This window comes from Conexibacter sp. JCM 18997, from assembly GCF_055391915.1.
This window is the reverse complement of the sequence record NZ_AP043885.1, coordinates 4,732,596-4,757,601: the sequence shown is the minus strand read 5'-3', so window position 1 is coordinate 4,757,601 and position 25,006 is coordinate 4,732,596. Positions and strand designations below refer to the sequence as shown.

Below are 25,006 nucleotides of genomic sequence, written 5' to 3'. Positions count from 1 at the left end.
TACCGATCAGTCCCCGGCGCCGCCCCCACCCCGGTCGGCCACCCGCGCCCGGACCACGATCAGCCGGCGGCGCAGGTCGGGCGCGTCGATGGCCACGACGACGACGAGCAGGCCGCCCAGCACGAGGTTGGCCACGTAGGCCGGCGTGGCCAGGATCGTGAACAGCTGCTCGAGGAGCTGCAGGACCAGGGCCCCCAAGGCGATGCCGATCGCGCCGCCCTGGCCGCCGGCCAGCGAGACGCCGCCCAGGAGCACCGCGGTCACCGCCACGATCAACGGACCCGTGCCCGGGTCGGGGGTGGCGGTGGCCAGGCTGAACGCCTGCAGGGCCCCGCCCAGTGACGCGCACAGGCCGGACACGACGAACACGCCGACCAGGTTGCGGTCCACCCGCACGCCCGCGGTACGGGCCGCGCGGCGGTCGCCGCCCAGCGCGCGCACGTCGCGGCCGAACCGCGTCCACGTGAACACGGCGGCGGCCAGGAGCACGACGGCGATCGTGACCAGGCTGCGCGGCGAGAAGAAGCCGGCGATCGTCTGGTCCAGCCACAGGCCGACGCTGTAGTTGTCGTAGGCCACGCTGTCGCCGCCGGAGATCACGTTGGTCAGCCCGAGCAGCGCGATGTAGGTGCCCACGGTGACCGGCACGGAGTTGATGTCGAACCGAGTGACGATCAGACCCTGGATCAGGCCGACGATCAGGCCGGCGCCGAGCGCGGCGAGCAGTCCGAGGATGGGCGAGCTGCCGCCCAGGGTGACGGCGAGCATGGCCGACAGCGCGAACGTGCCGACGGCCGCGAGGTCGAACTCGCCGGCGATCACCGTCGTGCCGATGCCCAGCGCGAGCAGCGCTACGGCGGCCCAGCTCTGGAACGAGTTGAAGATGTCGAAGACCGACACGCCCTCGTCGTGGTAGAGCGGCAGGCCCAGCAGCGCGAGCGCCAGCAGGATCAGCAGCACCACCGGCAGACCGGCCTGCACGGTGCGGCGCAGCCGGTGCCCGCGCAGGGGACGTCGTCCGCTCATGTCCGCCGCTCCCGCGTCTGCAGGTGGACGGCCAGCACCACGGCCAGCACGAGCAGCCCCTTGACCAGGATCTGGACCCCGGTGCTGTAGCCGCGCAGCAGCAGCAGGTCGGTGATCGCGGAGATGGCGATCGCGCCCAGCAGCGTCCGCCACACGGCTCCGCGACCACCGGCGATCGCCGCGCCGCCGACCAGCGTCGCGCCGATCGCGTCGTAGGTCAGCGTCGTGTCCAGCAGCAGGGACGCGCTCTGGTTGTACGCGCCGAGCAGGATGCCGGCGATCGCGGTGACCGCGCAGGCCAACGCGAACACGCCCGCCCCGATCGCGCCGAGCGGCAGGCCGGCCGCGCGTCCCGCGGCCCGGCTCTCCCCCACCATGTACACGCGGCGGCCAAAGGTCGTGCGGCGCATGATCAGCTCGGTGACGATCACCGTCCCGACCAGCACGTAGACCGACACCGGCAACCCGATCGGCGTGGCGTTGAGGAAGCTGTAGGCGCCGGAGGGCGGCGAGACCGATTGGCCCTCGGTGATGGCCACGGTGACCCCGGTCTGGATCGTGCCCGCGGCGATCGTGAGGATGATCGGGTTGGCGCCCCAGCCGCCGATCATCACCCCCTGGACCGCGCCGATCAGGGCGCCCAGCAGGATGGTCAGGACGATCGCCGCGCCGACGCCGAACTTCAGCGTGTACACGAAGAAGATCGCGGTGACCGCCGCGGTCGTGCCCAGCGACAGCGACACGAACGCGCCGCTGATCATGATCAGCGTCATGCCGACGGCGACGATCCCGACGAAGCCCGTCGACGAGACGATCGCGCGGGCGTTGTGGGCGGAGAAGAAGCCCTTCGTCGTGAACATCCCGACGAGCAGGACGATCACGGCGATGACGCCGAGCACCTGCAGCGCGCGCAGGGCGATCCGCTGGGTGGGCAGCGAGCGGCTCATGCGTCCAGGCCGATGTCGGAGTGCGTCATGTCGGCCAGGATCTGCTTGGCGTCCGCCTCGGCGCGGTCGCGGCGCGAGACGATCCGGCCGCTGCGCATGGTGATCACGACGCTGGCCAGGTCGAGGATCTCCTCCAGCTCGGTCGAGGCGAACACGACCACGGCCCCCGAAGCGGCGACGGACCGGACGAGCTCGTGGATCTCCGAGCGCCCCCGCACGTCCACGCCGCGCGTGGGCTCGTCCAGCAACAGGACGCGCGTGTCGGCGCGTTCCAGGCAGCGGCCGAGCAGCACCTTCTGCTGGTTGCCGCCGCTCAGGCGCAGCACCGGCTCGCGCAGTCGTTCGCGGCCGACGCCGATCGTGTCGGTCAGCGCCCGCGACGAGGCCCGCTCGGCGCCGCGGCGCAGGATGCCCAGGCGGCTGAGCTGTCCCAGCCGCGTGGCCACGAGGTTGAAGGCGACGGTGTGGCCGAGGAACAGCCCCTCGCCCTTGCGGTCGTTGGAGACGTAGGCGACGCCGGCCCGGACGGCGGCGCCGGGCGCCCCGAGCGCCAGCCGGCGCTGGCCGATGGTCACCGCGCCGCGCGCGTCGGGCGCCAGGCCGGCGATCGCCCGCAGCACGTCGCTGGCGCCGGAGCCGACCTGCCCGGCCAACGCGTAGATCGCCCCGCCCGGCGCCTCGAGGTCGAAGTCGCTGGCCGTGCCGACGGACAGGCGCGCCACCTGCAGCACGGGCGCGCCGCCGCCACCCCGCGTCGGCGCGCTGGGCGGAGCGGGGGTCTCGTGCGCGTGGCCGAGCATCATCGTGACCAGGTTGTCGACGCTCAGATCGGCCGTCGGCCGTGTGTCGATGTGCTGGCCGTCGCGCAACACCGTCACGCTCTGGCACAGGTCCATCACCTCGTTGAGGCGATGCGAGACGAACAGCACCGAGCGTCCGCTCGCGGCGACGCTGCGAACCGCGGCGAACACGTGCTCGATCTCCGCGCCGCTGAGCGTGGCGGTCGGCTCGTCGAGGATCAGCAGCCGCGCGTCGCGCCCGAGCGCCCGCGCGATCTCCACGAGCTGGCGATGACCGATGGGCAGATCCTCGACGTAATCGCGAGGGTCGACGTCCTTGAGGCCGACGGCGTCCAGCAGCGCACGCGTGCGGGCGATGACCTGCGCCCGGCGCACCAGCAGCGGCTCGTCGACGCCGCCCAGGAACACGTTGTCCATCACGGTCAGCGTCGGGATGACGCTGAGCTCCTGGTCGACGAGGGCCACGCCGGAGGCCTGCGCCTCCTGCGGCGAGCCCAGCGCCGCCGGCTCGTCACCGAACAGGATCGCGCCGGCGTCGGGCTGCAGCAGCCCGGCCAGCATCTTCACGACGGTGCTCTTGCCGGCGCCGTTGTGGCCGCACAGCGCGTGCACCTCCCCGGGCGCGACGGTGAACGACACGCCGTCAACCGCCTTCACCGCCCCGAAGCTGCGTGACACAGCCTCGAGGCGGATCGGGCGAAACGGGCGTTGCGTTGAGGTCAGACGGTCCACCAGGTGCGGGCTACGAGCTGTAGCACGGCTCCGCGTACTGCTCGACGGTGTCCTGGGTGATGCGGTCCTCCGGGAGGATCACCTCGGCCGGGATCTCCTCGCCCTGGAGTGCCTTGACGATCCAGGACGCCGTGTCGGTGCCCTGGGTCAGCGGGTCCTGCGTCGCCGACCCGTACAGGTCGCCGGCGCGGACGGCCTCGATGCCGGCCTTGGTGCAGTTGCTCCCGGTGACGATCAGGCCGTCGTTCTTGACGCCGACCTTCATGCCCGCCTGCTTGGCGGCCTGCACGATCGGGATGGCCTGGTAGTCGGCCATGCCGTAGGCGGCCTGGATGCCGCCCTCGGAGGCGTACTTGGCGAACAGCTCCTGGGCGATCTTGCCGGTCTTGACGGCGTCCCAGTTGCCGTCCTCGACGGCGACGAGCTTGTACTCCGGTGCCGTCGCGAGCTCCTTCTTGAACGCCTCCAGGCGGGCCTCGGTGCTCTCGGCGCCGCGTGTGCCGGTGATGGCGATCACGTTGCCCGAGTCCAGGCCCTCCTCCTTCAGACCGTCGATGACGTTCTGGGCGGCGAACTTCCCGAGCGCGGCGTTGTCCGGGATGATCTGCGAGACGACATCCGGGGTGGCCGCGGCCTCGGCGCGGCCGGAGACCACGATCACGGGAACGCCGGCGGCCTTGGCCTTCTTGATCGGCGCCGTCACCGACTTCGCGTCGATCGGCAGGATCACCAGCATGTCCGGCTTGTCGGCGATCGCCTGGTTGAGCTGCTGGACCTGAGCGGCCGGGTCGAACTCGTTCTCCAGCACCGTCACCTCGGCACCGGACGTCTCGATGCTCTCCTTGGTCGCCTTGTTGAAGGCGCTGCAGTTGGGGTTCGACGAGGCACAGCTGGCCAGGATGACCTTCTTGCCCGCGGCGCCCTCCGACGTCGCGGCCGCAGCTGTGGCGGTGGTCGACGATGCGGCGGCCGTGCCGCTGGTGTTGGCCGTCGTGCTGCTGTCGTCGTCCGAGCCGCAGCCGGCGACGACCAGCACGGCGAGACACGCGCCGAGTGAGGCCACCATCGTCAAGGGGCGGCGAGTGAATCCCATCGCACTTCTCCAGGTCTGTGTGGGGATCGCGACATCCACTGTGCCGCGTGAAACGACGTTACGCGGGCGTTACCGCGGCAACCATGGGCACACGGCCAAGCTTTGACGCCTCGGATCGAACACATGTCACAGCGTCACCAGCGCCGCGCCGAGACGGTCGAGCACGTCGTCGATCAGGTCCGTGTCCATCGCCGTCGAGATGGCCAGCTCGCCGCGCGGCGCGATGTAGACGCCCCGGTCGAGCGCGGCCAGGTGGAAGGCGGCCAGCAGCGGGCTGCGCGGGTTCGTGTCGGCGCCGCGCCGCAGCTGCGCGGGCACGTCGAAGTGCACCTGGACGAGCGAGCCGTCCTCGGTGATCAGCGCCGAGTGCGGCAGGTCGTCGATCAGCGTGCGCAGACCGGCCGCCAGCTGCGCGCCCAACGCGTTGATGCGATCGATCTCGGCCACCGTGAGCAGGTCCAGCGTCGCGACGCCGGCCGCCATGGTCAGCGAGTTGCCGTTGAAGGTGCCCTGGTGGGTGAGCGCGCCGTCCTCGCGCGGGTCGTAGAGCGCCATCAGGTCCGCGCGGCCGCCGAAGGCGCCGACCGGGAGGCCGCCGCCGATCACCTTGCCCAGCGTGGTCAGGTCGGGCGTCAGGTCCAGGCGTCGCTGGTAGCCCGAGTACTCCAGGCGCAGCGTCACCACCTCGTCGAGGATGAACACCGCGCCGCAGCGCCGGGCAGCGGCCTGCGCGGCGTGCAGGAAGGCGGGCTCGGCCGGGATCACGGCGGCGCCGAGCACCGGCTCGAGGATGATCGCGGCGATGTCGTCGCCGTGCGCGTTGACGACCGCGTCGAGCTGGTCGATCGCGTTGAAGTCGATCCAGTGGATCGTGTCGAGGACCGCCGCGGGGATGCCGGCGGCCGCCTCCAGGGAGCTGGGCAGCCCGTCCCACGATCCGTGGTAGCCGTCGTGCACCTTGACCACGTGCGAGCGGCCCGTCGCGGCCCGTGCGCAGCGCAGCGCGTGCATGTTGGCCTCGGTGCCGGAGTTCGTGAAGCGCAGGCTGTCGATCGAGGCGATGCGCTCGACGATGCGCTCGGCCAGGTCGGCCTGGACCTCGATCGGCGCCGGGAAGACGGTGCCGCGCTCGGCCTCGCGGACGATCGCCGCGGTGACCGCCGGGTTGGCGTGCCCGTGCACCAGCGACGTGTAGTTGTTGACCAGATCGACGTAGCGATTGCCGTCCAGGTCGAAGACGAACGCTCCCTCGCCGCGATCGAGCGCCAGCGGGAAGGGCGCGAAGAAGGTGGCGGTGCGGGTGTTGCCGCCGGGCAGCGTCCGGCAGAGGCGATCGAAGAACGTGCCCGATCGCCCGGTCCCGTTTGTCTGAGCGGTGGTCATCGCTGCCAACGTAACTTCGGGGCGGCGCGCCATCTACGCGCGAACGTCAAGACTTGCCGGGGCATCCCCCGACGTCTGTGCAAGGCGCGTCAGGAAGCGTCGAGAAACCGCTGGAGCACGTTGCCCGTGATCCGGGCGACGTTGTTGTCGTAGCCGTTGTGCGAGAGGCTCGCGGTCCAGTCGATCGAGCCCGTGGAGAACACCGCCCCGCCCTCCGGCGTCTCGAAGTAGGTCAGGTCGGCGCGCACCCCGGCGTTCTCCGTTCCGCCCTGTCCGGGGAGCATCACGGGCACCTCTTCGACGGTGCGCTGGTAGCGGTCGCTGTGGCGCAGGCTGGACGTGGCCAGCAGCAGCGCATGTGGCGGCGTGCCCAGCGCGTAGTCGAGGCGATCGACCTCGTCGCCCGCGGCGCCGTCCATGTTGTTGCCGAACGTCCCGATCAGCTCGTCGGGGTCGACGCCGGCGAAGATGAAGGCCGCGCGGGGATCACGCGCCGCGTCGGTCTGCTCGTAGGGCGCCGAACCGCCGCCACCCTGGGCGGAGAAGCCCACGCCGAAGGCGACCTGCGGCGCCCGGCCGCGGTGGCGCCACAGGCCGCCCGGCTCGCCGGTGCTGCTGTGGTGCACCTCGCCCGGAGCGCTCTCCCAGGTGCGCGTGCCCGCGTGGCCGCGCCGGATCTCGATCACGTGCGGGCGGTCCGGCAGGACCGTCGTCACCCAGTAGAAGCCGTTGCCGCCGAGGTACATGATCCGCCCGCCGTGCTGCGCGTAGTGCTCGTAGGCGTCGAGCATCTGCACGGTCGTGTACTCCGGGTGGGCGCCGGTGAGCACGGCTCGATAACGGCCCAGCAGCGCCGCGCCCTCGGCGTGGACGTCGTCGTCGGTGAGCAGGTCGTAGGAGATCCCGGACGCCTCGAGCCAGTCGATCAGGTACATGTCGCTGCTCAGCGCCCACCCGCCGCCCCGGCTGAGCCAGAAGCCGTGATCGGGCCGGATGTCGAGCATCGGACGCAACCGCGACCCGTAGGCGATGCCGGAGCCGTCGGTGTGTGCGTTGTACATCGAGAAGCCGAGCTCCGGGTGCGACCAGATGTAGGCGTCGACGTCGTCGTAGACGGCCGCGCCGCCGGTCATCCAGTCGGCGTCGGCCGGGTCGTAGAGGAAGTTCGCGTAGGCCATGTAGGTGAACGTCGGCAGCACGACGGCGACGGCGGCGCCGGAGGTTCCGGGCGCCGGGCGGACGGCGAACGGGATCAGGTCCTCGTCGGCGCCGGCGGTCACGCGCAGGGCGTACAGCCCGCTCGGCCAGTCGTCGGCGATCGTCAGCTCACAGGTCGGCTCCCACCCGGCGTCCTCGAGGTCGTCGTCGTGGAAGTGGATCGCGCCGTACTGCTGGGGCGCCAGCCGGTGGTCGAGGAACTCCCCCGTCCAGTCGTGCCCGGTGACGGCGCGCATCGGGGCGTTGACCAGCCGGCCGTGACGGCCGCCGCCCCCGGTGTCGGTGATCGTGGCCAGGCCGAAGTCGCGCGCGAAGTCCCAGGCTGCGACCACCCCGGCTTCGGTCTCGATCACCGGCGCGTCGAGCTTGCCGTTGAAGCAATCGTCCGCGTGGCCGCCGGGCGCAACGCTGCCCGCGGCGATCAGCCACGGCGCGCCGCAGTCCAGGCGGGCGTCGCCGCCGATCGCCGCCGACACCCGCGCCGTCGCCGGGTCGGGCTCCAGGCGCCGGCGCAGCTCCTGGTGGAGGTCGATCGTGCCGGCGTCGAGATCGACGCGGACCCCGACGTGGTGCCAGTGCGCGGACAGCAGGGGCCGGTCCACGCGCGCCTGCACGACCGCGCCGGCGGCGTCGTGATGGCGGAAGGTCAGGTGGCCGTGCCCGTCGACGGCCAACTGCCAGCCGCGGCCGGCGACGCCGTCCCACTTGGCCAGCAGACCCTGGGTGCGACCGTTGGCCACCGCGGTCGGATACACCCAGACCCGTAGGTCCAGGATGCGCGCGGCGGGCAGCGCGGGGTCGTGGGCGACCGCGCCGTAGGAGCCCGGATGCAGCGCCTGCCGGCGCCCGCTGTGCTCACCGTCGACCGCCGACGCCATCACGTCGTAGGCCAGCGCCGACGGCCGGCCCGGCCGGGGACCGCCGCGGCGGAGCCGCACGACCTCGGCCCGGAAGGCCGGCGCCGCGCTGCTGACCATGAAGCGGATCGCCTCGCCGGGCGCCACGCTCCAGCGATCGGCGTAGCCCATCAACGCCACGTCGGGCGCCGCCGGTCCGGTGGCGCTCATGCCGCTTCGCCGAGGGGCGCCTGCGCGACCGAGCTGCCGTCGTACAGGCCGACGAGGCGCGCGATCTTCAGGCCCAGGTGCAACAGCAGGCGGTCTCCCCCGCTGCGCAGGTTGACCCCGGCCAGCTCCTCGATGCGGTGCAGCCGGTAGTACAGGCTGCCGCGCGCGAGGTACAGCCGCGACGCCGTCGCCTGCGCGTCGCCCCCCTCGTCGAGGTAGACCTCGAGCGTCTGGATCAGCATGTCGGAGTTGGGGCTGTCGAACAGCGCCATCAGACCGCCCGGCAGCGCGTCGCGGCCGCCGCGCACGGCGCTCAGCAGCTGGAACACCCCCAGATCGCACCAGCTGGCGACCGGGCCGTACTCGGGCATCTTGGCCGCGACGTTGGCGGCCCAGCAGGCCTGGTCGTAGGAGGCCCGCGCGCCGGTCAGCGCATCGCTGACCGAGCCGATGCCCACCGCGATCGCGACGTCGTCGCCCAGCGCCCGCCCGAGCGCCTCGCGCAGCTCTGCGGCGGCGGCCTGTGCGCGGCGCTCCAGCGCATCGCCTTCGCGGTGGCTGATCAGGCAGATCGCGCGATCGCCCCAGAACCCGCCCAACGCGGCCCGCTGCGTGCGCGCGCCCAGGAAGCTGCGCACGCCCACGTTGGCCAGCACCCGCGAGACCTCGTCCAGCGGCCGGCCGTCCGCGCACTGCGCGGCCACGACGACGACGCGATCGTTGGCGTCCAGCGCGCCGGCGGCCACCAGGTGGGCAGCGGCGTCGTAGGCGCCGATCGGCTCGTCGGTCAGCAGGTCGCGCAGCGCCTGGCGTCGGGCCTTGCGCTCGGCGCCGTCGTGATCCTGCTCGATGACCGTGGCGACGCCACCGGCGAAGGCGAGCAGGCGGTCGCGCTCGCTGTCGGCCAGCTCGCCGTCGGCGATCACCCACACGAACCCCAGCAGCCGGCCGCCTCCGCGGATCGGCGCGCACCAGCGCGGGCTGAGGCCGAGGTCGTGGTCGCCGGGAATGCGCATCGGGCGGTCCGCCTCGGCGACGCCGGCGCTGCGCAGCCGATCGATCACCTCGGGGCGTGCGTGGCGCCCGACGATCGATGCGGTGCGCACCGCATCGAGGTCACGTTCGCCGTGCGCGCTGTACGCGAGCGGCCGAAAGGCTGCATCATCTACGAGCACCGGCTGGTCGAGCGTGATGCTCAGACGGTCCACGAGCTGTTGAAGGGCCGGCATCTGCTTAGTCATAGTAAGCGCAGGCCGCGCTTGCTGGCAAGCCGTGCCGGAAATGCACCCGCTGGGCGCTTTCCACTGCTAAACTCTTTCTCCCGTGCCCGGGCGTGTCAGAGGAGAGCAAGCCAAGATGCCGCGCGACGGCGACCAGAGCCTGGGCTCGGTGCGCGCGCGGATCGGCGCCCGCGTGGCCGAGCTGCGCGAGGCGCGCGGGCTGACCGTGCGCGGGCTGGGCGAGGCGGCCGGGGTGACCGGGGGCTTCGTGTCGCAGCTGGAGAACGGGCACGTGATGCCGTCGGTGGCCACGCTGATCCGGATCGCCTCGGCACTGGGTGCGCAGGTGGGCGACTTCTTCGAGGGTCCCAGCCGCGAGGGCGAGGTCCTCCATCCGGAGAACCGGGTCATCTACGAGTACGCCGAGCACGGCGTCATCGACGAGCTGCTGTCCGACGACCCGACCGGTGAGATCGAGGTGCTGCGCTCGCACATCGAGCCGGGCGGGGGCACCAGCTCCGACCACGAGGTGTTCGTCCACGACACGCGCGTCGAGGTCGTCTACGTGCTCGCGGGCGAGATCGAGATCGGCCTGGACGAGCGGCGCGTGCGCCTGCAGACCGGCGACTCGATGACCTTCCCGGGGACCACCCCACACGGGGCCTGGAACACCGGCGACGAGCCCGCCGTGCTGATCTGGGTCGCCGCGCCCGCTCGGTACTGAGTGTTTCGCACGTTCGTGCGACCGGCCGGTCCGTGTCCGTGACAGACGCGCATAGGGATCGCGGCGATCAGCCCATAGCGTTCGCGCCGATGGCTGACGCACCGGCGACCGACCTCGACCCGATCACGTTCAGCGTGATGCTCGGGCGCTTCGACGCGATCGTCGCGGAGATGACGCGCACGCTCGAGCACAGCGCCTGGACCTCGATCCTGGCGGTCTGCCACGACTTCTCGTGCGCGATCTACGACGCCGACGCCCGGCAGATCTCGATGGTCGACGCGCTGCCCATCCACACCACGTCGCTGCACCTCGTGCTTCAGGAGATCGCCAAGGACTTCGCCGGCGACATCCACGACGGCGACGTCTTCCTGTGCAACGACCCGTACCGCATGAACACCCACGTCGGCGACCTGGTCACCGCCTGCCCGGTGTTCGTCGACGGGCATCACCGGTTCTGGTCGGTGACCAAGGGCCACCAGCTGGACACCGGCGCGTTCGTCCCATCGTCGGTCACCGCCTCGGCGCGCAACGTGTGGCAGGAGGGCATCCAGATCCCGCCGATCAAGCTGCAGGACGCCGGTCGCCTGCGCAACGACGTGCTCGAGCTGTACCTGGCCAACATGCGCTACCGCGACCTGCTGCACGGAGACCTGCTGGCCCAGCTGGCCTCGATCGAGCGCGGCCGCCAGCGGCTGGCCGAGCTGTGCACCGAGTACGGCGCCGACGAGGTCACGCGCTACGTCGACGCGGTCATCGACTACGCCGACCGGCTCATGTCCAAGGAGCTGCGGGCCATGCCCGACGGCGTCTACGAGGCCGATCACTGGATCGACTCCGACGGCGTCGAAGAGCTCGACATCCCGATCCACGTGCAGGTGACCAAGCGCGACGACCAGGTGATCGTCGACTTCCGCGGGAGCGGCCCACAGGCACTGGGCGGCGTCAACGGCTCCTACGCGACCAGCCAGGCCGCGGCCGCGATCCCCTTCCTCTACTACGTCGACCCGAAGATCCCGCACAACCACGGATGCATCCGCCACATCGAGGTCGTGCTCGAGGAGGGGACGATCTGCCTGGCCAAGCATCCGGCGTCGACCTCCTGCGCCACGGCCATCCCGTCGGACTGCATGCACGACGCGATCAACAAGGCGATGGCCGAGGCGGTGCCCGACCGGGTCTGCGCCGGCGGCACCAAGCAGTCCAACCTGCCGCAGTTCTCCGGGATCGACGCGCGCACCGGCGAGGAATGGGCGGTGATGCTGTTCAACGGCACCGGCGGCTCGGGCGCGGCCTACGGCGCCGATGGCTGGCCGCTGTTCGAGTCGATCGGCAGCCAGGGCGCCATCAAGATCCAGTCCGTCGAGCAGGTCGAGCTGCTCTTCCCGCTGCGCATCGAGCAGATGGAGATCGAGCCCGACTCGATGGGCTTGGGCGAGTGGCTCGGTGGCGCGGGCACCCGGCTGATCGTGCGCCCGCTGGCCGGCGAGACCGAGTGCGTCACGTTCGGTGACGGCATCGCCAACCCGCCGCACGGCGTGTTCGGCGCGACACCCGGCCACGGCGGCGGTGCCTACGTCGAGGACGAGGCCACCGGGCGGCGCCGGTACGTGTCGGCCGCGGGCCTCGTGCGCCTGAACGACGGCGAGGTGTGGGTCGGGGTGTCCACCGGGGGTGGCGGCTACGGCCCGCCCACCGCGCGCCCGGCCCAGCGCGTGCTGCGCGACCTGCGCGACGGCTTCATCAGCGCGCGCGCCGCCCGCGACGTGTTCGGCGTGATCGTCACCGACGACGCCGTCGACGAGGCCGCGACCGCGGCTCGGCGCGCCGAGCTGGACGCGCAGCCGCGCGCGCTGGTCGACCCGCCCGGTCCCAGCGCGTCGGACTGGCTCGAGCGCAACATGCGCGAGGGCGACACCTACCTCCTCAATCCGTTGTGAGCCGTCGGATCGGCGTCGACATCGGTGGCACGTTCACCGACTTCACCGTGCTGGAGGACGACGGCTCGGTGCTCCTGTGGAAGGTCGACTCGACGCTCGACGATCCGCTGCGGGCGATCGACCTCGGCCTGACCGCGGTGGCCGAGCAGCTCGACGTCGGCGTGGCCGAGCTGCTGGGCGACACCCGGCTGTTCGTCCACGGGACGACGATCGCCACCAACCTGCTGATCCAGCGCGGCGGCCCGGCCACCGGGCTGCTGTGCACCGAGGGCTTCCGCGACGTCCTCTACTACCGCGACGGCTTCAAGTCCGAGCGCTTCGACATCCACCTGCCCCACCCCGAGCCGCTCGTGCCCCGGCATCTGCGACTCGGCGTCCCCGAGCGGGTCGGAGCCTCCGGCGAGATCCTCACCGCGCTGGACGAGGACGCCGTGCGCGCCGCGGCCGGTGCGCTGCGCGCAGCCGGTGTGACCGCGGTCGCCGTGGCCTTCCTGTGGTCGGTCGTCAACCCCGAGCACGAGCTGCGCGCCGCGCAGATCCTGGCCGAGGAGCTGCCCGCCGCCCACGTCGTCTGCTCGCACGACGTGCTCGGCGAGCTGCGTGAGTGGGAGCGCACCTCGGCGGCGGTGCTGAGCGCGTACATCCGACCCAGCATCGCCGACTACCTCGGCGGCCTCGAGGCGCGCCTGGCCGCCCATGGCCTGCCCAAGCCGCCGCTGGTCATGCAGGTCAACGGCGGCTGCGGCCGCGTGGCCGACATCCTCCAGCGCCCCGTCTCGGTGCTGTCGTCGGGCCCGACGGCCGCGCCGGCGACGGCGGTGCACGAAGGCGAGAAGATCGCCGCCACCGATCTGATCACCGTCGACATCGGCGGCACGAGCTGCGACGTCTGCATCATCCGCGACGGCCGACCCGTGGTCTCGCGCACGCTGCGCGTGGACGAGCAGCCGCTCGGCGTGCCCGGCGTCGAGGTGCACTCGATCGGCGCGGGCGGCGGCTCGATCGGCTGGGTCGACGCCGGCGGCGCGCTGCGCGTCGGCCCCGACAGCGCGGGCGCCGCTCCGGGTCCGGCCTGTTACGGCCGCGGCGGCGAGCACCCGACGGTCGCGGACGCCAACCTGGTGCTCGGCCTGTTCTCCGCCGAGGCCTTCCTCGGCGGCCGTCGCCAGCTGCGCGCCGACCTGGCCGAGGCGGCGGTCCTGCGCCACGTCGGCGAGCCCCTTGGCCTGGCCGCGATCCCGGCCGCGGTGGGCATCCGCCGCGTCGTCGAGTCGCACATGGTCGCCGCGATCCAGACGCTCTCGACCGAGCGCGGCGTCGATCCGCGCGGCTTCGTCCTGGTCATCGGGGGCGGGGCCGGCGGCGTGCACGGCGCCGAGCTGGCCCGCCGGCTGGGCATCGGGCGCGTGCTGGTCCCGGTGGCCGCCGGAACCCTGTGCGCGTTCGGCATGACCGTCACCGACGTGCGCCAGGACCACGCCGCGGCGCTGCACCAGCTGACCGATGCCCTGGATCAGGCCCTGGTGGGGCAGACGATCGCCGGGCTGGAGGCCGAGGCCCGCCGCCGGCTGGCCGAGGACGGCTTCGCCCCCGACGAGATGGACCTCGAACGGTTCGTCGACGCGCGCTACCCCGGCCAGGTGCACGAGCTGACGGTGGCCGTGCCGCCCGACGCCCACGGAGACGACTTCGCCGAAGCGCTGGCACAGACGTTCCACGACGAGCACCGCCGCCTGTTCACCTACGCGCGCGACGACCTCCCCGTCGAGCTCCTGCACTGGCGCATCCGCGCGGTCGGGCGCACGCCGACGCTGGCCGCCACCGCCGCCCCAACGGCGCCCGCCACCCCGCGCGCCGCCGCACCCGTCGGCCACCGCCCGATCTGGTTGACCGCGAGCGGGCCGATCGACGCTGCGGTGTTCGACAGCGCGCTGCTGGAGCCCGGCGACACGATCGAGGGCCCCGCGGTCATCGACGGCGCGACGACGACGATCCTCGTCGGTCCCGGCGACGCCCTGTCGGTGCTTCCCAACCGCAGCATGCTGATCGACGTGGCACCGGCGTCGAAGCATTCGTGATCGTCGACGTGCGGATGCACGGGTTGGCCGGCGTCACGGCGGCCTACTTGGTGCACGGACGCGACGCGACCGCGCTGGTCGACACCGGGCCCGCCGCGTCGCTGCCGGCGACGCTGGCGGCACTGGGCGACGTGGAGCCCGACTGGCTCGTGCTCACCCACGTGCACCTGGACCACGCCGGCGCCGCCGGCCAGCTGGCCGAGCGGTTTCCCCGATCGCGGGTCGCGGTCCACGCCCGGGGCGCCCGGCACGTGGCCGATCCGAGCCGCCTGTGGGCCGGCGCCAGCAGCGTCTACGGCGACCGGACCGAGGCGCTCTGGGGCCGCCCGCTCCCCATCGATGCCGCCCGGGTCCGGGCCGTGGCCGACGGCGAGTCGCTCGACCTCGGCGACCGCGCGCTGCGCGCGCTCGACACGCCGGGCCACGCCAACCACCATCTCGCCTGGCTGGACGAGGCCACGGGCGATGCGTACGTCGGCGACGCGGTCGGGATGCAGCTCGACGGCGATCCGCTGTGGCGGGCGACGACACCGCCCGCGGCGTTCGACCGCGACCGCGCGCTGCAATCGATCGAGCGGCTGCGCGGCGTCGCGCCGACACGGCTGTGGCTCGGCCATTTCGGCGCCGCCGAGGGCGAGCACGCCCTGGACGACGCGCGCGCGGCGCTGATCGACTGGACCGACGCGGTGGCCGCTGCGCGGCGTCGCGGCCAGCGGGACGCCGACCTGGACGAGGCCGCGCGCGCCTGGCTGGGCCGTCGTGAGCACGCGACGTCGCCGGCCGCGCGCGCCCGCTTCGACACCACCAGTCCGCCCGAGCTCGACGTGGCCGGCGTCACCGGCTGGCTGGAGCGAGCCGACCAAGAGGAGAGCCGTCCCCATGCGTGACCGCTACGAGCCCGCGGCGTTGACCGCGGCGATCACGGGCGGCGACGTGCTGCCCAGCCAGAGCCCGGCGATCCCCTGCGGCGCCCAGGCGATCGTCGCCGAGGCGCTGGCGGCGGCCGCGGCCGGAGCGACGTGCGTGCACCTGCACGGGCGCGAGGACGACGGCCGCCCGTCCGGACGGCCCGAGCTGCTGGCCGAGATCGCCGACGGGATCCGCGCCCAGAGCGACGTGGTCATCAACTTCTCCACCGGCGGCTCGCCGGGCATGAGCGAGGCGGACCGGCTCGCCGCGCTGGCCGCGGCCCGCCCGGACATCGCCACGTTCAACCTCGGGACGATGAACTACGAGCTGTTCCCCACGCCCGGGCGCGCGCCCGAGGTGCAGCACGACTGGGAGCGCCGGGTCGTGGAGGCCAGCGGCGACGGGGTGTTCACCAACACCCTGGGGACGCAGCGTCGGTTCGCGGCGGCGTTTCGCGAGCTCGGCGTCACGCCCGAGCTGGAGGCCTACGACGCCGGCCACCTGGCCATGGCCCGCTTCCTGCTGGACGAGGGCACGCTGCAGGGGCCCGTCCGCCTGCAGCTGGTGATCGGCGTCTTCGGCGGGATCGGCAACGCGATCGAGGACATGGTGGCGATGGTCGCCGCGGCTCAGCGGATCCTCGGCCCCGACCTGGCCGCGCTGGGCGTCGCCGCGGCCGGCTACCCGATGGAGCTGCGCTGCGCCGCGCTGGCGCTGTCGTGGGGCATGGACTGCCGCGTCGGTCTGGAGGACAACCTGCGCGTCCGCCGCGGGCAGATGGCGACGGGCAACGCGGAGCTGGTCGACCTGGCCGTGCGCCTGGCCGAGCTGGTCGGCCGCCCGATCGCCACGCCGGAGCAGCTGCGGGCCGAGCTGGGCCCGTGGCGCACGTGAGCCGTTAGGGCAGACGCCAGTCGACCGGATCGGCGCCCTGGGCCTCCAGCGCGGCGTTGGCGCGGCTGAACGGGCGCGAGCCGAAGAAGCCGTTGTGGGCCGACAGCGGGCTCGGGTGCGCCGACTCCAGGCAGGGCACGCCGGCCAGCAGTGGCTTGAGGTTGCGCGCGTTGCGGCCCCACAGGATGGCCACGAGCGGGCCGCCGCGCGCGGCCAGCGCCCGGATCGCCTGCTCGGTGACCTGCTCCCAGCCGCGCCCGTGGTGGGAGTTGGGCTGACCGGTCTGCACGGTCAGCGCGCGGTTGAGCAGTAGCACGCCGTGGTCGGCCCAGGGCGACAGGTCGCCCGTCGACGGCGGCGGATAGCCGAGGTCCTCGCCGTACTCGCGGAAGATGTTGACCAGGCTCTTGGGCAGCGGGCGCACGTCGGGCGCGACGGAGAAGCTCAGGCCGACCGCGTGCCCGGGCGTCGGGTACGGGTCCTGCCCGACGATCAGCACGCGCACCGCGCTGAGCGGGCGCTCGAAGGCGCGCAGCACGCGATCGCCGGACGGCTGGAATCGGCGACCCGCGGCCGCCTCCGCGCGCAGGAACTCGCCGAGCGTGGCGATCTGGTCGGCCACCGGGTCCAGCGCGCCGGCCCAGCCCGGGTCGATGATCTCGCTCAGCGGGCGGGCCACGGCGGCAAGCTTGCCAGGCGGGACGGCCGAACCTCAGGGTCGCGGGGCCAAAGTCTCGGGTGGGCGCGGCGCCGGCGCGCGAGTACGTTCGCGAGCGCTATGGGGAGCGCACGGCGAATCTTCCTGCTGGTGGCCGCGTTGCTGGGCGGCGCGACCGGCACGGCCCAGGCGGGCGTGGTGTCGGCGCCGGGCGACGCGGGGACGCTGCTGATCGGCGTCGGCGGCTACGGCGAGTTCGATCCCGACACGGGCAGCGCGGCGATCAACTCCTCGCTGTCGCACGCGCTGGACCCGACCTACGGCCCCGACGGACGCACTATCGCCTTCGTCGACGACCGCAACGACCAGCTGACCGTGCGCCGGAGCAGCGGCCGGTCGGCGGTCCTGGCCGACGAGGGCAGCCACCGGGCCGGGTTCGTCCCCCATTACGCCTACATCGGCGACGTCAGCTTCTCCCCCGACGGCCAGCGCCTGGCCGTGCTGGCCGGCGAGACCTTCGACGACGCGGGCATCGTGATATTCGACATCGGCGAGCTGAGCGACTTCGCCGCCGATCCGCTCAGCGTGCCCAACCCGGACCCACCGCGGACGCTGCTGAACATCCCGGCATCGAGCTCGCACCTGCCGCGCGAGATCCTGTGGGATCACGCCAGCGGCGACCTCGTGACGCTGTGGGCGTCGGACGACAGCCAGTCCGACCAGATCCGGGCGATCGACCCCGACACCGCCGCGACCCGCACGTTGACCACCGGGAGATCGCTGGCGTCGCTCTCGATCGGCCCCGACGGCACGATCTACTACGCCTCCGAGCCGGTCAGCTTCACCGTGGAGAGCGGCACCGTCGTCACGCGCCACGACCTCAACTGGCTGTCGCTCCCCGGCGGCGTGATCGTCGACAACCCCGAGCGCGTCACCCGCGGCAACTGCGACGCCGACGACAGCTGCCCGGAGGCGACCTGGACCAGCGGCATCACCCCGGGGCCCGACGGGCGCTTCCTGGTCGTGTACGCCAACTTCACCAACGAGGGCCCGCACGGCCGGGTGACCCGCACCTTCGACCTCCAGACGTCGCCGACCGGTGGGCGCCAGCGCACGATCTTCGGGCCGACCGACATCTTCCCGATCGTCTTCGGCTGGGCCCAGGCACCCCCGCCGGTCATCTACCTGCCCGGGTTCCTCGGTTCGCGCATGACCTGTGACGGCACCCTGGACGGCGACGAGCTGTGGCCGCGCATCCCGCTGCCGCCGCGCACGGCGGCGCTGACGCTGGCCGCCGACGGGCGCACGAACGCGGGCCTGGACGGCTGCCCGGGGACGGCGCCCGCGGGGATCGTCGAGAGCGTCGCGGGGAAGGACATCTACGGCGGCGCCGCGGCCGCGATGCAACGGCTGGCCGGAGCCGACGGGAGCATCTACGCGTGGGACTGGCGCAAGCCGCCGTCGGCCGCCGTCGCCGAGCTGGACGCCTACATCGACGACGTGCTGCTGACCTCCCAGGCCCACCACGTCGTGCTCGTCGGCCACAGCATGGGCGGGCTGCTGGCCCGCGAGTACGTCTCGGACCCGGCCCGGCGCGCGAAGGTCGCCCGCGTGGCCACGCTGGGCACGCCCTACTGGGGCTCGCCCAAGTCGTTCTTCCCGCTGCTGGCCGGGATCGAGTCGCCGGCGGGCGTCCTCGGGATGGACTCGTTCTTCGACAACGACGGCCTGCAGGCGATGGCGCGCACCCTGTCGGGGCTGTACACGCTGTACCCGTCGGCGCGCTTCGGCACCTGGCTGTCGCGCCCGGGCGGCGCCCTGGACGCCGCGGGGATCGACGCGAAGGTCGCCGACCTGGGCGGCGTGCCCGCGCTGCTGGACCAGGCGCAGGCCGACCACGCATCGACGTTCGACGGCTTCGGCGGGATCGGCGAGCTGCCCTGGGAGGTCTTCGCCGGCGACGGGCTGCCCACGGTGCGCCACATCACCATGCGCGAGAGCGAGGCGCGCGTCGAGCTGCTCGTCGGCGCGGGCGACGAGACCGTGCCCTCGCGCTCGGCGATGCTGGGCACCGACGACGACGGCACGACCCCGGACGCGGCCCGGCCGGTGCACCGCGTGTGCGGCGTCTCGCACGTCCCGCTCGGCGCGGACCCGGGCACGTTGCGGCGCCTGTTCCCGTACCTGCTCACCGGCGCGCCGGTCGACGTGGGCGATGACGTCGCCAGCTGCCCCGACGAGGGGTGGCTGATCGAGGTCCGCGACATCGACCCGTTCTTCGCGGCGCGCCGGGCCGGCGACGCGCGCCGCGCCCCCGGCGACCCGCTGACGCTCGACGAGGCCGAGCTGGAGAACGGCCTCACCGTCCTGCAGTTCGACGGCAGCGCCTTCGTGCTCGTGCCCGGCGACCGCTCGCTGTCCCTGCGGCTCGACGACCCGGACGCCCGGGTCACGATCACCGAGCTCGTCGGCGAGCAGACCGGGACCGTGACCCGGTTCGGGCCGTTGGGCCAGTCGCGCACGCTCACGCTCGCCCCCGGCGCCGACCCCGTGATCGCGGGACTGCAGCCCGCGACCGGCGGTGACCCGACGCCCGGCGGCGGCCCGACGGCAGGCGGCGGTGGCGGCGGCGGTGGCGGAGGCGGGTCGACCCCGTCGACCGCGCCCGCGACGCCCGCCCCGCCGGCCACCGAGTCGCCGTCCGGCTCGCCTACCCCGGCGGGCGGACCGACCGCGCCGACGCCCGGCGCGACCGCCGCCGATCGCACCGCCCCGCGCACCCGGGTGGTCGTCCAGCGCCTGCGCCACGGCCGCGTGCGGGTCACGCTGCGGGCCCGCGACGCGGGCAGCGGCGTGCGGTCGATCTCCTATCGCCTCGGTGCGCGCGGTCCGGCGCGGCGCTACCGCGGCGCGTTCGTCCTGACCCGCGGCCAGCTGCGCACGCTGCGGGTGTCGGCGACCGACCGGGCCGGCAACGTCGAACGCCTGCACCCGCGCTGACGCAGGTTCGATGCATGCCGCGACGCGGCGGCGGGAATGGCGTCGACCATGTCACGGTGGGCAGTGGGTCTGGGTGCGGTGTTGGCCTTGGTGCTGGCCGGATGTGGCGGTGGTGGCGGCGGCGGGCCGACCTCCCCGACGTCGACCGGCGGCCCCGCGACGACCGCGGGGGCCAGCGCCGCGCAGGCGCGCAGCGCGGTCGAGGACTACGCCTCCGCGCTGGATGCGTTCGCCCACCAGCTCGACCGGGCCGGCGACAACGACCGGCGCCTGGCGACGGCCGCCGCCGAGCCGCCACAGCTGCGCGCGCTGGACAGCGACGACCCGGCCTACGTCAAGGCCAAGGCGACCGCCGCCGCGGTCACCACCACCGCCGCCGAGCTGCGCCTGGTCGCGCACGAGCCGAGCAAGCGCGCCGCGCGCCTCAGCTTCGCGCAGTACGACCTCGGCGCTGACCACTGGCAGGAGGCGTTCGACCGCAGCAACAGCCGCTACGACAAGCTGTCGGAGATCCTCTACGCCGACGACGGCGGGTTCGCCCACACCAGCCACCGCGACGATCTGAAGGTGCAGCGCATCTGGCGCCAGGGCTCCCTCCAGGAGGCCGCCTCGTTCAAGCGCCTGAGGGCCAAGATGGACAAGCTGAAGACGCGCAACGCGTTGGAGCGCTCCTTCGTGGAATACGCGCTGGACGAGTACGACCGCTCGATCGCGGTCCTGAAGGAGTTCCACACGCAGATGCTCCAGCCGCCCGACCGCGACCAGATCGGCTGGTACACGACCGTCGCGACGAGCCAGACGGGCTATCACGACGTGGCCAACGCGGCCGTCCGCCACCGCGAGGGTCTCGAGCGGGGCTTCGTGCGCACGATCCGCCGCCTGGCCGGCGGTCAGGACGCCGCCCCCGGCGACGCCTACCGCACGGCGATCCTGGCCGGGTTCATCTCGCCGCTGCAGAAGGACAAGAAGAAGACGCGGGCGGGCAAGGTCGACGAGCGGGCGTGGATGCTGTTCCGCATCAGCCAGCTCGAGAAGACCGCGCCCGAGGCCTACGACGACGCGCGCCTGACCCTGCAGCTGGAGAACATCGACGACGCGCGCAACGCCTACACCTCCGCGCTGAAGGTCTTCGATCTGCAGGACCTGGCCACCGATCCCGACCGCAAGAACGAGCGCCTCCCGCTGATGCCGGCCTACCAGAAGTGGGCCCACCGCAAGCTCGCGGAACCCTTCCCGACGCTGCTGCAGCCGATGGTCCGCCGGCTCGACGCGCTGACCGCGCAGTACCCCGCCACGACGAACTGGGACAAGATCATCCGGCTGGGCAAGAAGTCCGAGCAGGCGATGCGCCAGGGCGCCAAGGCGGCCGACGATCCCAAGCAGCTCAAGGCCGCCCTCCAGGACGCGCTGGAGGCGACCCGCCCGTCCGCGGACCCGTCGGCCGCGTCAGCCGAGACCTGATCCGCCCCGCGCCGGTACGGTCGGCTCGACATGGCCACCGCCTGGCGTCATCGGCTCTTCCGCATCGGCCGCATGCCACCCGCGCTGCGGGCGGTCGCCGCGCAGCCCGCGACGCTCGTCGCCCAGGACGGCATCTCGATCAAGGCCCGGGCGCGCTCGATCAGCATCCCGGGGACGCGCGGCAAGCGTTCCACGGTGCTGCTCGTGGGCTCGCTCGTGCTGCACAGCGACCGCGTCCTGCTCGCGGTCAACCGCTGGCCGATCCTCGACACGCCGTTCGGCGCCCCCGGCATCGACGGGCAGTCGCTGACGATCGACGCGGACGGCGTGCACGTGCACGTCGAGGCGGGCAGCATCTGGCCGGGCGGTCGCGGCACGCTGGATCTGCACTACCGCCACACGCTCGCGCCCACCGTCCTGGCCCAACTGCCCTCAGGGTCGCCCATCGCGTTCGCGGCCGACGCAACGCCGATCCTGCGGCGCTGCATGTAGTCAACGCTGGGGTGTGGCCTTGCCGATCCAGATCGGCGAGGTGAGCGCGGCGATCAGCAGGTCGGTCGCGCACGGCACCTTGGACTCGTCGACGCCCGGCACGCCGGTGCAGTCCAGCGTGTCGGCCACCGCGCCGGGCACGAGGCGCAGCTCGGCGCGCACCCAGCCCGCCGCGGGGACGGCGGGGACGTCGACGGTGCCGCCGGGCGCGATCGTCGCGTCCTCGACGATCGTCTGACCGTTGGCCCGGACGCGCACGAGGCCGCCGGTCAGCCCGCCGTCGAGGCGCACGCGCAGGCGGGCGCCGACCGGCACCGTCGAGCCGATCGACGACTCGTAGGTGCCGTCGCCGTCGCGGTCGGCCTCCAGCAGCAGCCGCCCGCCGCCGGCGCCGGGGGCCAGGCGGGAGATCGTCGTGCGGCCCTGACGCAGACCGGTGAGCACGCCGCGGGTCGAGCGCTCTCCCGACAGGACCCAGGTCGTCGGGTTGCCCGCGCCCATGACCGCGGTCAGCGCCCCCCAGTGCGTGTCGCTGCCGGCGGTCGCCGGGATCCGGTAGCCGCGCTGCAGCCAGCAGCGCTCCCAGTAGTCGATCGAGCCCGTCAGCGTGGCCGTGCTGGCGTTCCACACCTCGAGCGTGTCGGGCACGACGGCGTTGCCGTAGCTCCAGTCCAGGTCGGCGCCGCAGCTGTCGGTCGCCACCAGCTGGTTGTTCAGCGGGTGGTTGACCTGGAAGACGCCACGGTCGGCGCGCAGCTGCGTGGCCGCCGCGTTGACCGCGGTGGCGCTGTGGTCGCCCGCGTCGTAGACCCGCGTGGCGCCGAGCATCTGCGCGTGGCCGTCGAGCGAGCTCTCATAGGCGGGGATGCCGATCACGCCGCCGGTGCCGAAGCCTGGGTCGCCGGCGGAGCGCAGGTCGTTGTGGTCGGTGATGGCCAGGAAGTCGAGCCGGCGCGCGGCCGCCTCGGCAAAGCGCTCGCTGACGGTCAGGCCCGCGGTGTAGAACTCGTCGGGACCGGTGTTGTCGTCCTCGCCCGGGCACCAGCTGTCGTGCGAGAAGCAGGTGTGGACGTGTAGATCGCCGGCCAGCCACGTCGGCTGCGTGGTCGCGGGCGGCTGGGCCTGGATCCAGATCGGCGAGGAGTAGGCGACGGGCCGGTCCCCCTCCAGGGCGCGCACGTAGTACCAGCGCTCCTCGGCGGTCACGGTCCGCGTCGCGGCGAGGGTGTTCGTGCCCGTGGCGACGACGCGGCCGCCGCTGGTCACCAGCTCCAGGCGCGGCTGGGTGGCGCCCTGCACGGCGGCCCGAATCGGCAGGTCGCGGCCGGTCGCCCGATCCAGGCGCGTGCCCATCGGTGCGCTGCCGATCGACAGCGACAGCCGCAGGCCGGGACGGCGGACGGCGTAGAAGTGGCGGGCCAGGAGCGCGGCCTTCAGCGCGGCGGCGCTGCGATCGGGCGCGTCGATGACGGTCTTCGCCCAACCGGGGCCGCCCCAGTCATCGCTGCGCCGGTGCCCGAGGTCCTCGGCGCCCACCGCGCCCACGTGCCAGCCCTGGTCGAGCGCGCGGGCGTACCAGGCGCCGTAGTCGTCGGCGTCGTTGAACACCTCGATGCCGACGACCTTCCCGTCGACGCCGGGGACGTAGGCGAAGTCGTTCCAGTTGCGTCCGGGGTCGGCGTCGGACAGCTGCTTGGCGTCGGGGTGGTTGAACACGGCGAGGCCGTCAGCGCCGCCGCCCAGGGCCGGTCGCGTGGCCAGCCACTGCCAGAAGCCCTCCATCCCGACCCAGCCGTCGACCTTCGCGTTGGCGTAGTTGGTGGAGAAGAAGACGTTGATGTGGCCAAAGCGATCGCTCGTCCATTCGAAGCCGCGGAACGCGGTGAAGCGCGCGTCCGTGGCCGCGTCGGCGTACTCCTGCGTCGCGTCCCACTTGCGCAGCGCGTTGACGGGCGTGCCCGGGTCAGGCGCCAGGCACCCGAGCAGGTTGTCGGTGCACAGCTCGCTGGTGACGATCGGCAGGGCCAGGAAGTCGGAGTGGTCGCTGCCGCCCATGAAGTCCAGGCCGAACCGCTTCCCCGAGGCGTAGTAGGTGGCGGGCGTCGAGCCCGGCCACCCGTCGGAGTAGCCGCTGTGCTCGTGCAGCGAGCCGACGTACTCGGTCGCGTTGGCCGCGCTCGGCGTGAGCATCAGCGCCGCCAGCGCCCCGATCAGGATCCGTCCCGTGACTCGCACGGGCGGGTCGTACCCGCCCGCGGCCCATCCGCGTCGCCGTTCCCCGGACGTTCACCCGACGCGGATCGCCGCCTCCAGCGTCTCCTGCACGCGCACCGCGCCGGCCAGCCCGTCGCGCGGGAAGCGACGGCTGCGCAACGCGGCGGCGAACGCCCGCACCGCCTCGCCGGCATCGGGCGGCGCGCCGACCCAGCGCTCGGGCCGGCCGGCTTCGCGGATCAGCTCGAGCGTCCCGCCGCGGACGGTCGCGGTGGCGGTGCCCGCGCTGAGCTCGATCTCCAATCCGCCCGGCCGCTCGGCCCAGCTGGCGTGCACGGTCAGCGGCACGCCGGCCCAGGTGCCCAACGCGGTGCCGCCGACGTCGGACGACCCGTCGCGATCGAGCGTGACCGCGGCCAGGCGCGACGGCTCGTCGGCCGGGAGCGTGGTCAGCAGGTCGACGAGGTTGAAGGCCAGGTCGCCGAAGCCGCCGACGCCGGCCCGCTCGGGCTCGCGCATCCAGGCCACCGGCCCGTCGAACCAGCCGTCCAACGCGCCCGGGTGGCTCTGGCTCAGGCGCACCGACGACAGCCGCCCCAGGAGGCCTTCGCGCACGACCGCGGCCAGCCGGGCGATCGCCGGAACCTGCCGCAGGTGCAGCGCGACGACGGCGGGCGTACGGCTGCGCTGCACCTCGCGGGCCACACCGCGCGCCTCGGCCGCGGTGCGGGCGATCGGCTTCTCGACCAGCAGCGGGCGGCCGGCCCGCGCCGCCTGCGCGCACAGCGCGGGCCGCTGATCGGTCGGCGCGCAGATGATCACCGCGTCGGCGCGGCGGATCGCCGTCTCGGCCCGACCGACGGCGGCGCCGGCGATCGCCCCCGGGATCGCGGAGGGATCCGCGTCCCAGGCGGCGACCAGGCGCACGTCGGGCTCGGCGGCCATCACGCCGAGCACGTCAGGGACGTGCGGATGGGCACAGCCCAGGAGGGCGAAGTCGATCGGCATCAGAACGACAAAACCCCCGCACCGGTGCAGGGGTTTCGTAGCGCGCCCGAGAGGATTCGAACCTCTGACCTTCGGTTCCGTAGACCGACGCTCTATCCAGCTGAGCTACGGGCGCTCGGGTGAGCCAGTGTAGCCACCGGCTCAG

At 73.2% G+C, this 25,006-nt stretch carries 18 protein-coding genes and 1 tRNA gene; 8 read left to right on the top strand and 11 right to left on the bottom strand.

Annotated elements, in window-relative coordinates; translation table 11 throughout:
* Nucleotides 1-6 precede the first annotated feature (6 nt).
* The 7 genes from ACZ5UI_RS23870 to ACZ5UI_RS23840 form a co-directional block, all read right to left on the bottom strand.
* Nucleotides 7-1,026, bottom strand: a complete 1,020-nt coding sequence (locus ACZ5UI_RS23870) for an ABC transporter permease (protein WP_464191814.1) — start codon at nt 1,024-1,026, stop codon at nt 7-9.
* The gene (locus ACZ5UI_RS23865) at nt 1,023-1,973 is read right to left on the bottom strand and encodes an ABC transporter permease (protein WP_464191812.1); all 951 of its coding nucleotides are present in this window, start codon (nt 1,971-1,973) and stop codon (nt 1,023-1,025) included. Before ACZ5UI_RS23865 ends, ACZ5UI_RS23870 begins: the two co-directional genes overlap by 4 nt.
* On the bottom strand, nt 1,970-3,430 hold the full coding sequence (locus ACZ5UI_RS23860) for a sugar ABC transporter ATP-binding protein (RefSeq protein WP_464191810.1): 1,461 nt from the start codon (nt 3,428-3,430) through the stop codon (nt 1,970-1,972). Before ACZ5UI_RS23860 ends, ACZ5UI_RS23865 begins: the two co-directional genes overlap by 4 nt.
* 85 nt (nt 3,431-3,515) lie before the next feature.
* Nucleotides 3,516-4,541: a sugar ABC transporter substrate-binding protein gene (locus ACZ5UI_RS23855; RefSeq protein WP_464191808.1), complete on the bottom strand. Its 1,026-nt coding sequence runs from the start codon at nt 4,539-4,541 to the stop codon at nt 3,516-3,518.
* A gap of 183 nt (nt 4,542-4,724) precedes the next feature.
* Nucleotides 4,725-5,981, bottom strand: a complete 1,257-nt coding sequence (locus ACZ5UI_RS23850) for an aspartate aminotransferase family protein (RefSeq protein WP_464191806.1) — start codon at nt 5,979-5,981, stop codon at nt 4,725-4,727.
* Between the two features lie 89 nt (nt 5,982-6,070).
* The gene (locus ACZ5UI_RS23845; protein WP_464191804.1) at nt 6,071-8,266 is read right to left on the bottom strand and encodes a N,N-dimethylformamidase beta subunit family domain-containing protein; all 2,196 of its coding nucleotides are present in this window, start codon (nt 8,264-8,266) and stop codon (nt 6,071-6,073) included.
* Complete coding sequence (locus tag ACZ5UI_RS23840; RefSeq protein ID WP_464191802.1) at nt 8,263-9,495, bottom strand: PucR family transcriptional regulator; 1,233 nt, start codon at nt 9,493-9,495, stop codon at nt 8,263-8,265. The genes ACZ5UI_RS23845 and ACZ5UI_RS23840 overlap by 4 nt, the downstream gene beginning before the upstream one ends.
* A 127-nt stretch (nt 9,496-9,622) precedes the next feature.
* Between ACZ5UI_RS23840 and ACZ5UI_RS23835 the strand changes: the two genes are divergently transcribed.
* From ACZ5UI_RS23835 to ACZ5UI_RS23815, 5 genes are all read left to right on the top strand, one after another.
* On the top strand, nt 9,623-10,210 hold the full coding sequence (locus ACZ5UI_RS23835; RefSeq protein WP_464191800.1) for a helix-turn-helix domain-containing protein: 588 nt from the start codon (nt 9,623-9,625) through the stop codon (nt 10,208-10,210).
* 89 nt (nt 10,211-10,299) lie between these two features.
* Nucleotides 10,300-12,147 carry a hydantoinase B/oxoprolinase family protein gene (locus ACZ5UI_RS23830; RefSeq protein WP_464191798.1) on the top strand — a complete coding sequence of 616 codons (1,848 nt, stop codon included), beginning with the start codon at nt 10,300-10,302 and terminating at the stop codon, nt 12,145-12,147.
* Nucleotides 12,144-14,225, top strand: a complete 2,082-nt coding sequence (locus ACZ5UI_RS23825) for a hydantoinase/oxoprolinase family protein (RefSeq protein ID WP_464191796.1) — start codon at nt 12,144-12,146, stop codon at nt 14,223-14,225. The genes ACZ5UI_RS23830 and ACZ5UI_RS23825 overlap by 4 nt, the downstream gene beginning before the upstream one ends.
* Nucleotides 14,222-15,112: an MBL fold metallo-hydrolase gene (locus ACZ5UI_RS23820; protein ID WP_464191794.1), complete on the top strand. Its 891-nt coding sequence runs from the start codon at nt 14,222-14,224 to the stop codon at nt 15,110-15,112. Before ACZ5UI_RS23825 ends, ACZ5UI_RS23820 begins: the two co-directional genes overlap by 4 nt.
* Nucleotides 15,105-16,028 carry a beta-keto acid cleavage family enzyme gene (locus tag ACZ5UI_RS23815; RefSeq protein ID WP_464191791.1) on the top strand — a complete coding sequence of 308 codons (924 nt, stop codon included), beginning with the start codon at nt 15,105-15,107 and terminating at the stop codon, nt 16,026-16,028. The genes ACZ5UI_RS23820 and ACZ5UI_RS23815 overlap by 8 nt, the downstream gene beginning before the upstream one ends.
* A gap of 4 nt (nt 16,029-16,032) precedes the next feature.
* On the opposite strand, the gene ACZ5UI_RS23810 is transcribed toward ACZ5UI_RS23815, so the two are convergent.
* The gene (locus tag ACZ5UI_RS23810) at nt 16,033-16,707 is read right to left on the bottom strand and encodes a uracil-DNA glycosylase (RefSeq protein ID WP_464191789.1); all 675 of its coding nucleotides are present in this window, start codon (nt 16,705-16,707) and stop codon (nt 16,033-16,035) included.
* Nucleotides 16,708-16,806: 99 nt separating this feature from the next.
* Here ACZ5UI_RS23810 and ACZ5UI_RS23805 point away from each other — a divergent pair, with 99 nt between their 5' ends.
* The 3 genes from ACZ5UI_RS23805 (at nt 16,807) to ACZ5UI_RS23795 (ending at nt 21,639) form a co-directional block, all read left to right on the top strand.
* On the top strand, nt 16,807-19,686 hold the full coding sequence (locus ACZ5UI_RS23805) for an alpha/beta fold hydrolase (RefSeq protein WP_464191786.1): 2,880 nt from the start codon (nt 16,807-16,809) through the stop codon (nt 19,684-19,686).
* Nucleotides 19,687-19,767: 81 nt separating this feature from the next.
* Entirely contained in the window at nt 19,768-21,147 is a 1,380-nt protein-coding gene (locus tag ACZ5UI_RS23800) for a hypothetical protein (protein WP_464191784.1), read from the top strand.
* A 30-nt stretch (nt 21,148-21,177) separates the two neighbouring features.
* On the top strand, nt 21,178-21,639 hold the full coding sequence (locus ACZ5UI_RS23795; protein ID WP_464191782.1) for a hypothetical protein: 462 nt from the start codon (nt 21,178-21,180) through the stop codon (nt 21,637-21,639).
* Here the strand turns inward: ACZ5UI_RS23795 and ACZ5UI_RS23790 are convergent, their stop codons facing one another.
* The 3 genes from ACZ5UI_RS23790 to ACZ5UI_RS23780 form a co-directional block, all read right to left on the bottom strand.
* Nucleotides 21,640-23,874, bottom strand: a complete 2,235-nt coding sequence (locus ACZ5UI_RS23790; RefSeq protein ID WP_464191780.1) for a CehA/McbA family metallohydrolase — start codon at nt 23,872-23,874, stop codon at nt 21,640-21,642.
* A gap of 51 nt (nt 23,875-23,925) precedes the next feature.
* Nucleotides 23,926-24,861: a Gfo/Idh/MocA family protein gene (locus ACZ5UI_RS23785; protein WP_464191778.1), complete on the bottom strand. Its 936-nt coding sequence runs from the start codon at nt 24,859-24,861 to the stop codon at nt 23,926-23,928.
* Nucleotides 24,862-24,902: 41 nt separating this feature from the next.
* A tRNA-Arg gene (locus ACZ5UI_RS23780) sits at nt 24,903-24,976 on the bottom strand.
* Between the last annotated feature and the right edge of the window lie 30 nt (nt 24,977-25,006).

What these genes read in the sequence shown, in the direction of transcription:
- ACZ5UI_RS23870 (WP_464191814.1), bottom strand. Translation starts at nt 1,026, where the DNA reads ATGAGCGGACGACGTCCCCTGCGCGGGCACCGGCTGCGCCGCACCGTG.
- ACZ5UI_RS23865 (WP_464191812.1), bottom strand. Translation starts at nt 1,973, where the DNA reads ATGAGCCGCTCGCTGCCCACCCAGCGGATCGCCCTGCGCGCGCTGCAG.
- ACZ5UI_RS23850 (WP_464191806.1), bottom strand. Translation starts at nt 5,981, where the DNA reads ATGACCACCGCTCAGACAAACGGGACCGGGCGATCGGGCACGTTCTTC.
- ACZ5UI_RS23845 (WP_464191804.1), bottom strand. Translation starts at nt 8,266, where the DNA reads ATGAGCGCCACCGGACCGGCGGCGCCCGACGTGGCGTTGATGGGCTAC.
- ACZ5UI_RS23840 (WP_464191802.1), bottom strand. Translation starts at nt 9,495, where the DNA reads ATGCCGGCCCTTCAACAGCTCGTGGACCGTCTGAGCATCACGCTCGAC.
- ACZ5UI_RS23835 (WP_464191800.1), top strand. Translation starts at nt 9,623, where the DNA reads ATGCCGCGCGACGGCGACCAGAGCCTGGGCTCGGTGCGCGCGCGGATC.
- ACZ5UI_RS23830 (WP_464191798.1), top strand. Translation starts at nt 10,300, where the DNA reads ATGGCTGACGCACCGGCGACCGACCTCGACCCGATCACGTTCAGCGTG.
- ACZ5UI_RS23815 (WP_464191791.1), top strand. Translation starts at nt 15,105, where the DNA reads ATGCGTGACCGCTACGAGCCCGCGGCGTTGACCGCGGCGATCACGGGC.
- ACZ5UI_RS23805 (WP_464191786.1), top strand. Translation starts at nt 16,807, where the DNA reads ATGGGGAGCGCACGGCGAATCTTCCTGCTGGTGGCCGCGTTGCTGGGC.
- ACZ5UI_RS23795 (WP_464191782.1), top strand. Translation starts at nt 21,178, where the DNA reads ATGGCCACCGCCTGGCGTCATCGGCTCTTCCGCATCGGCCGCATGCCA.
- ACZ5UI_RS23785 (WP_464191778.1), bottom strand. Translation starts at nt 24,861, where the DNA reads ATGCCGATCGACTTCGCCCTCCTGGGCTGTGCCCATCCGCACGTCCCT.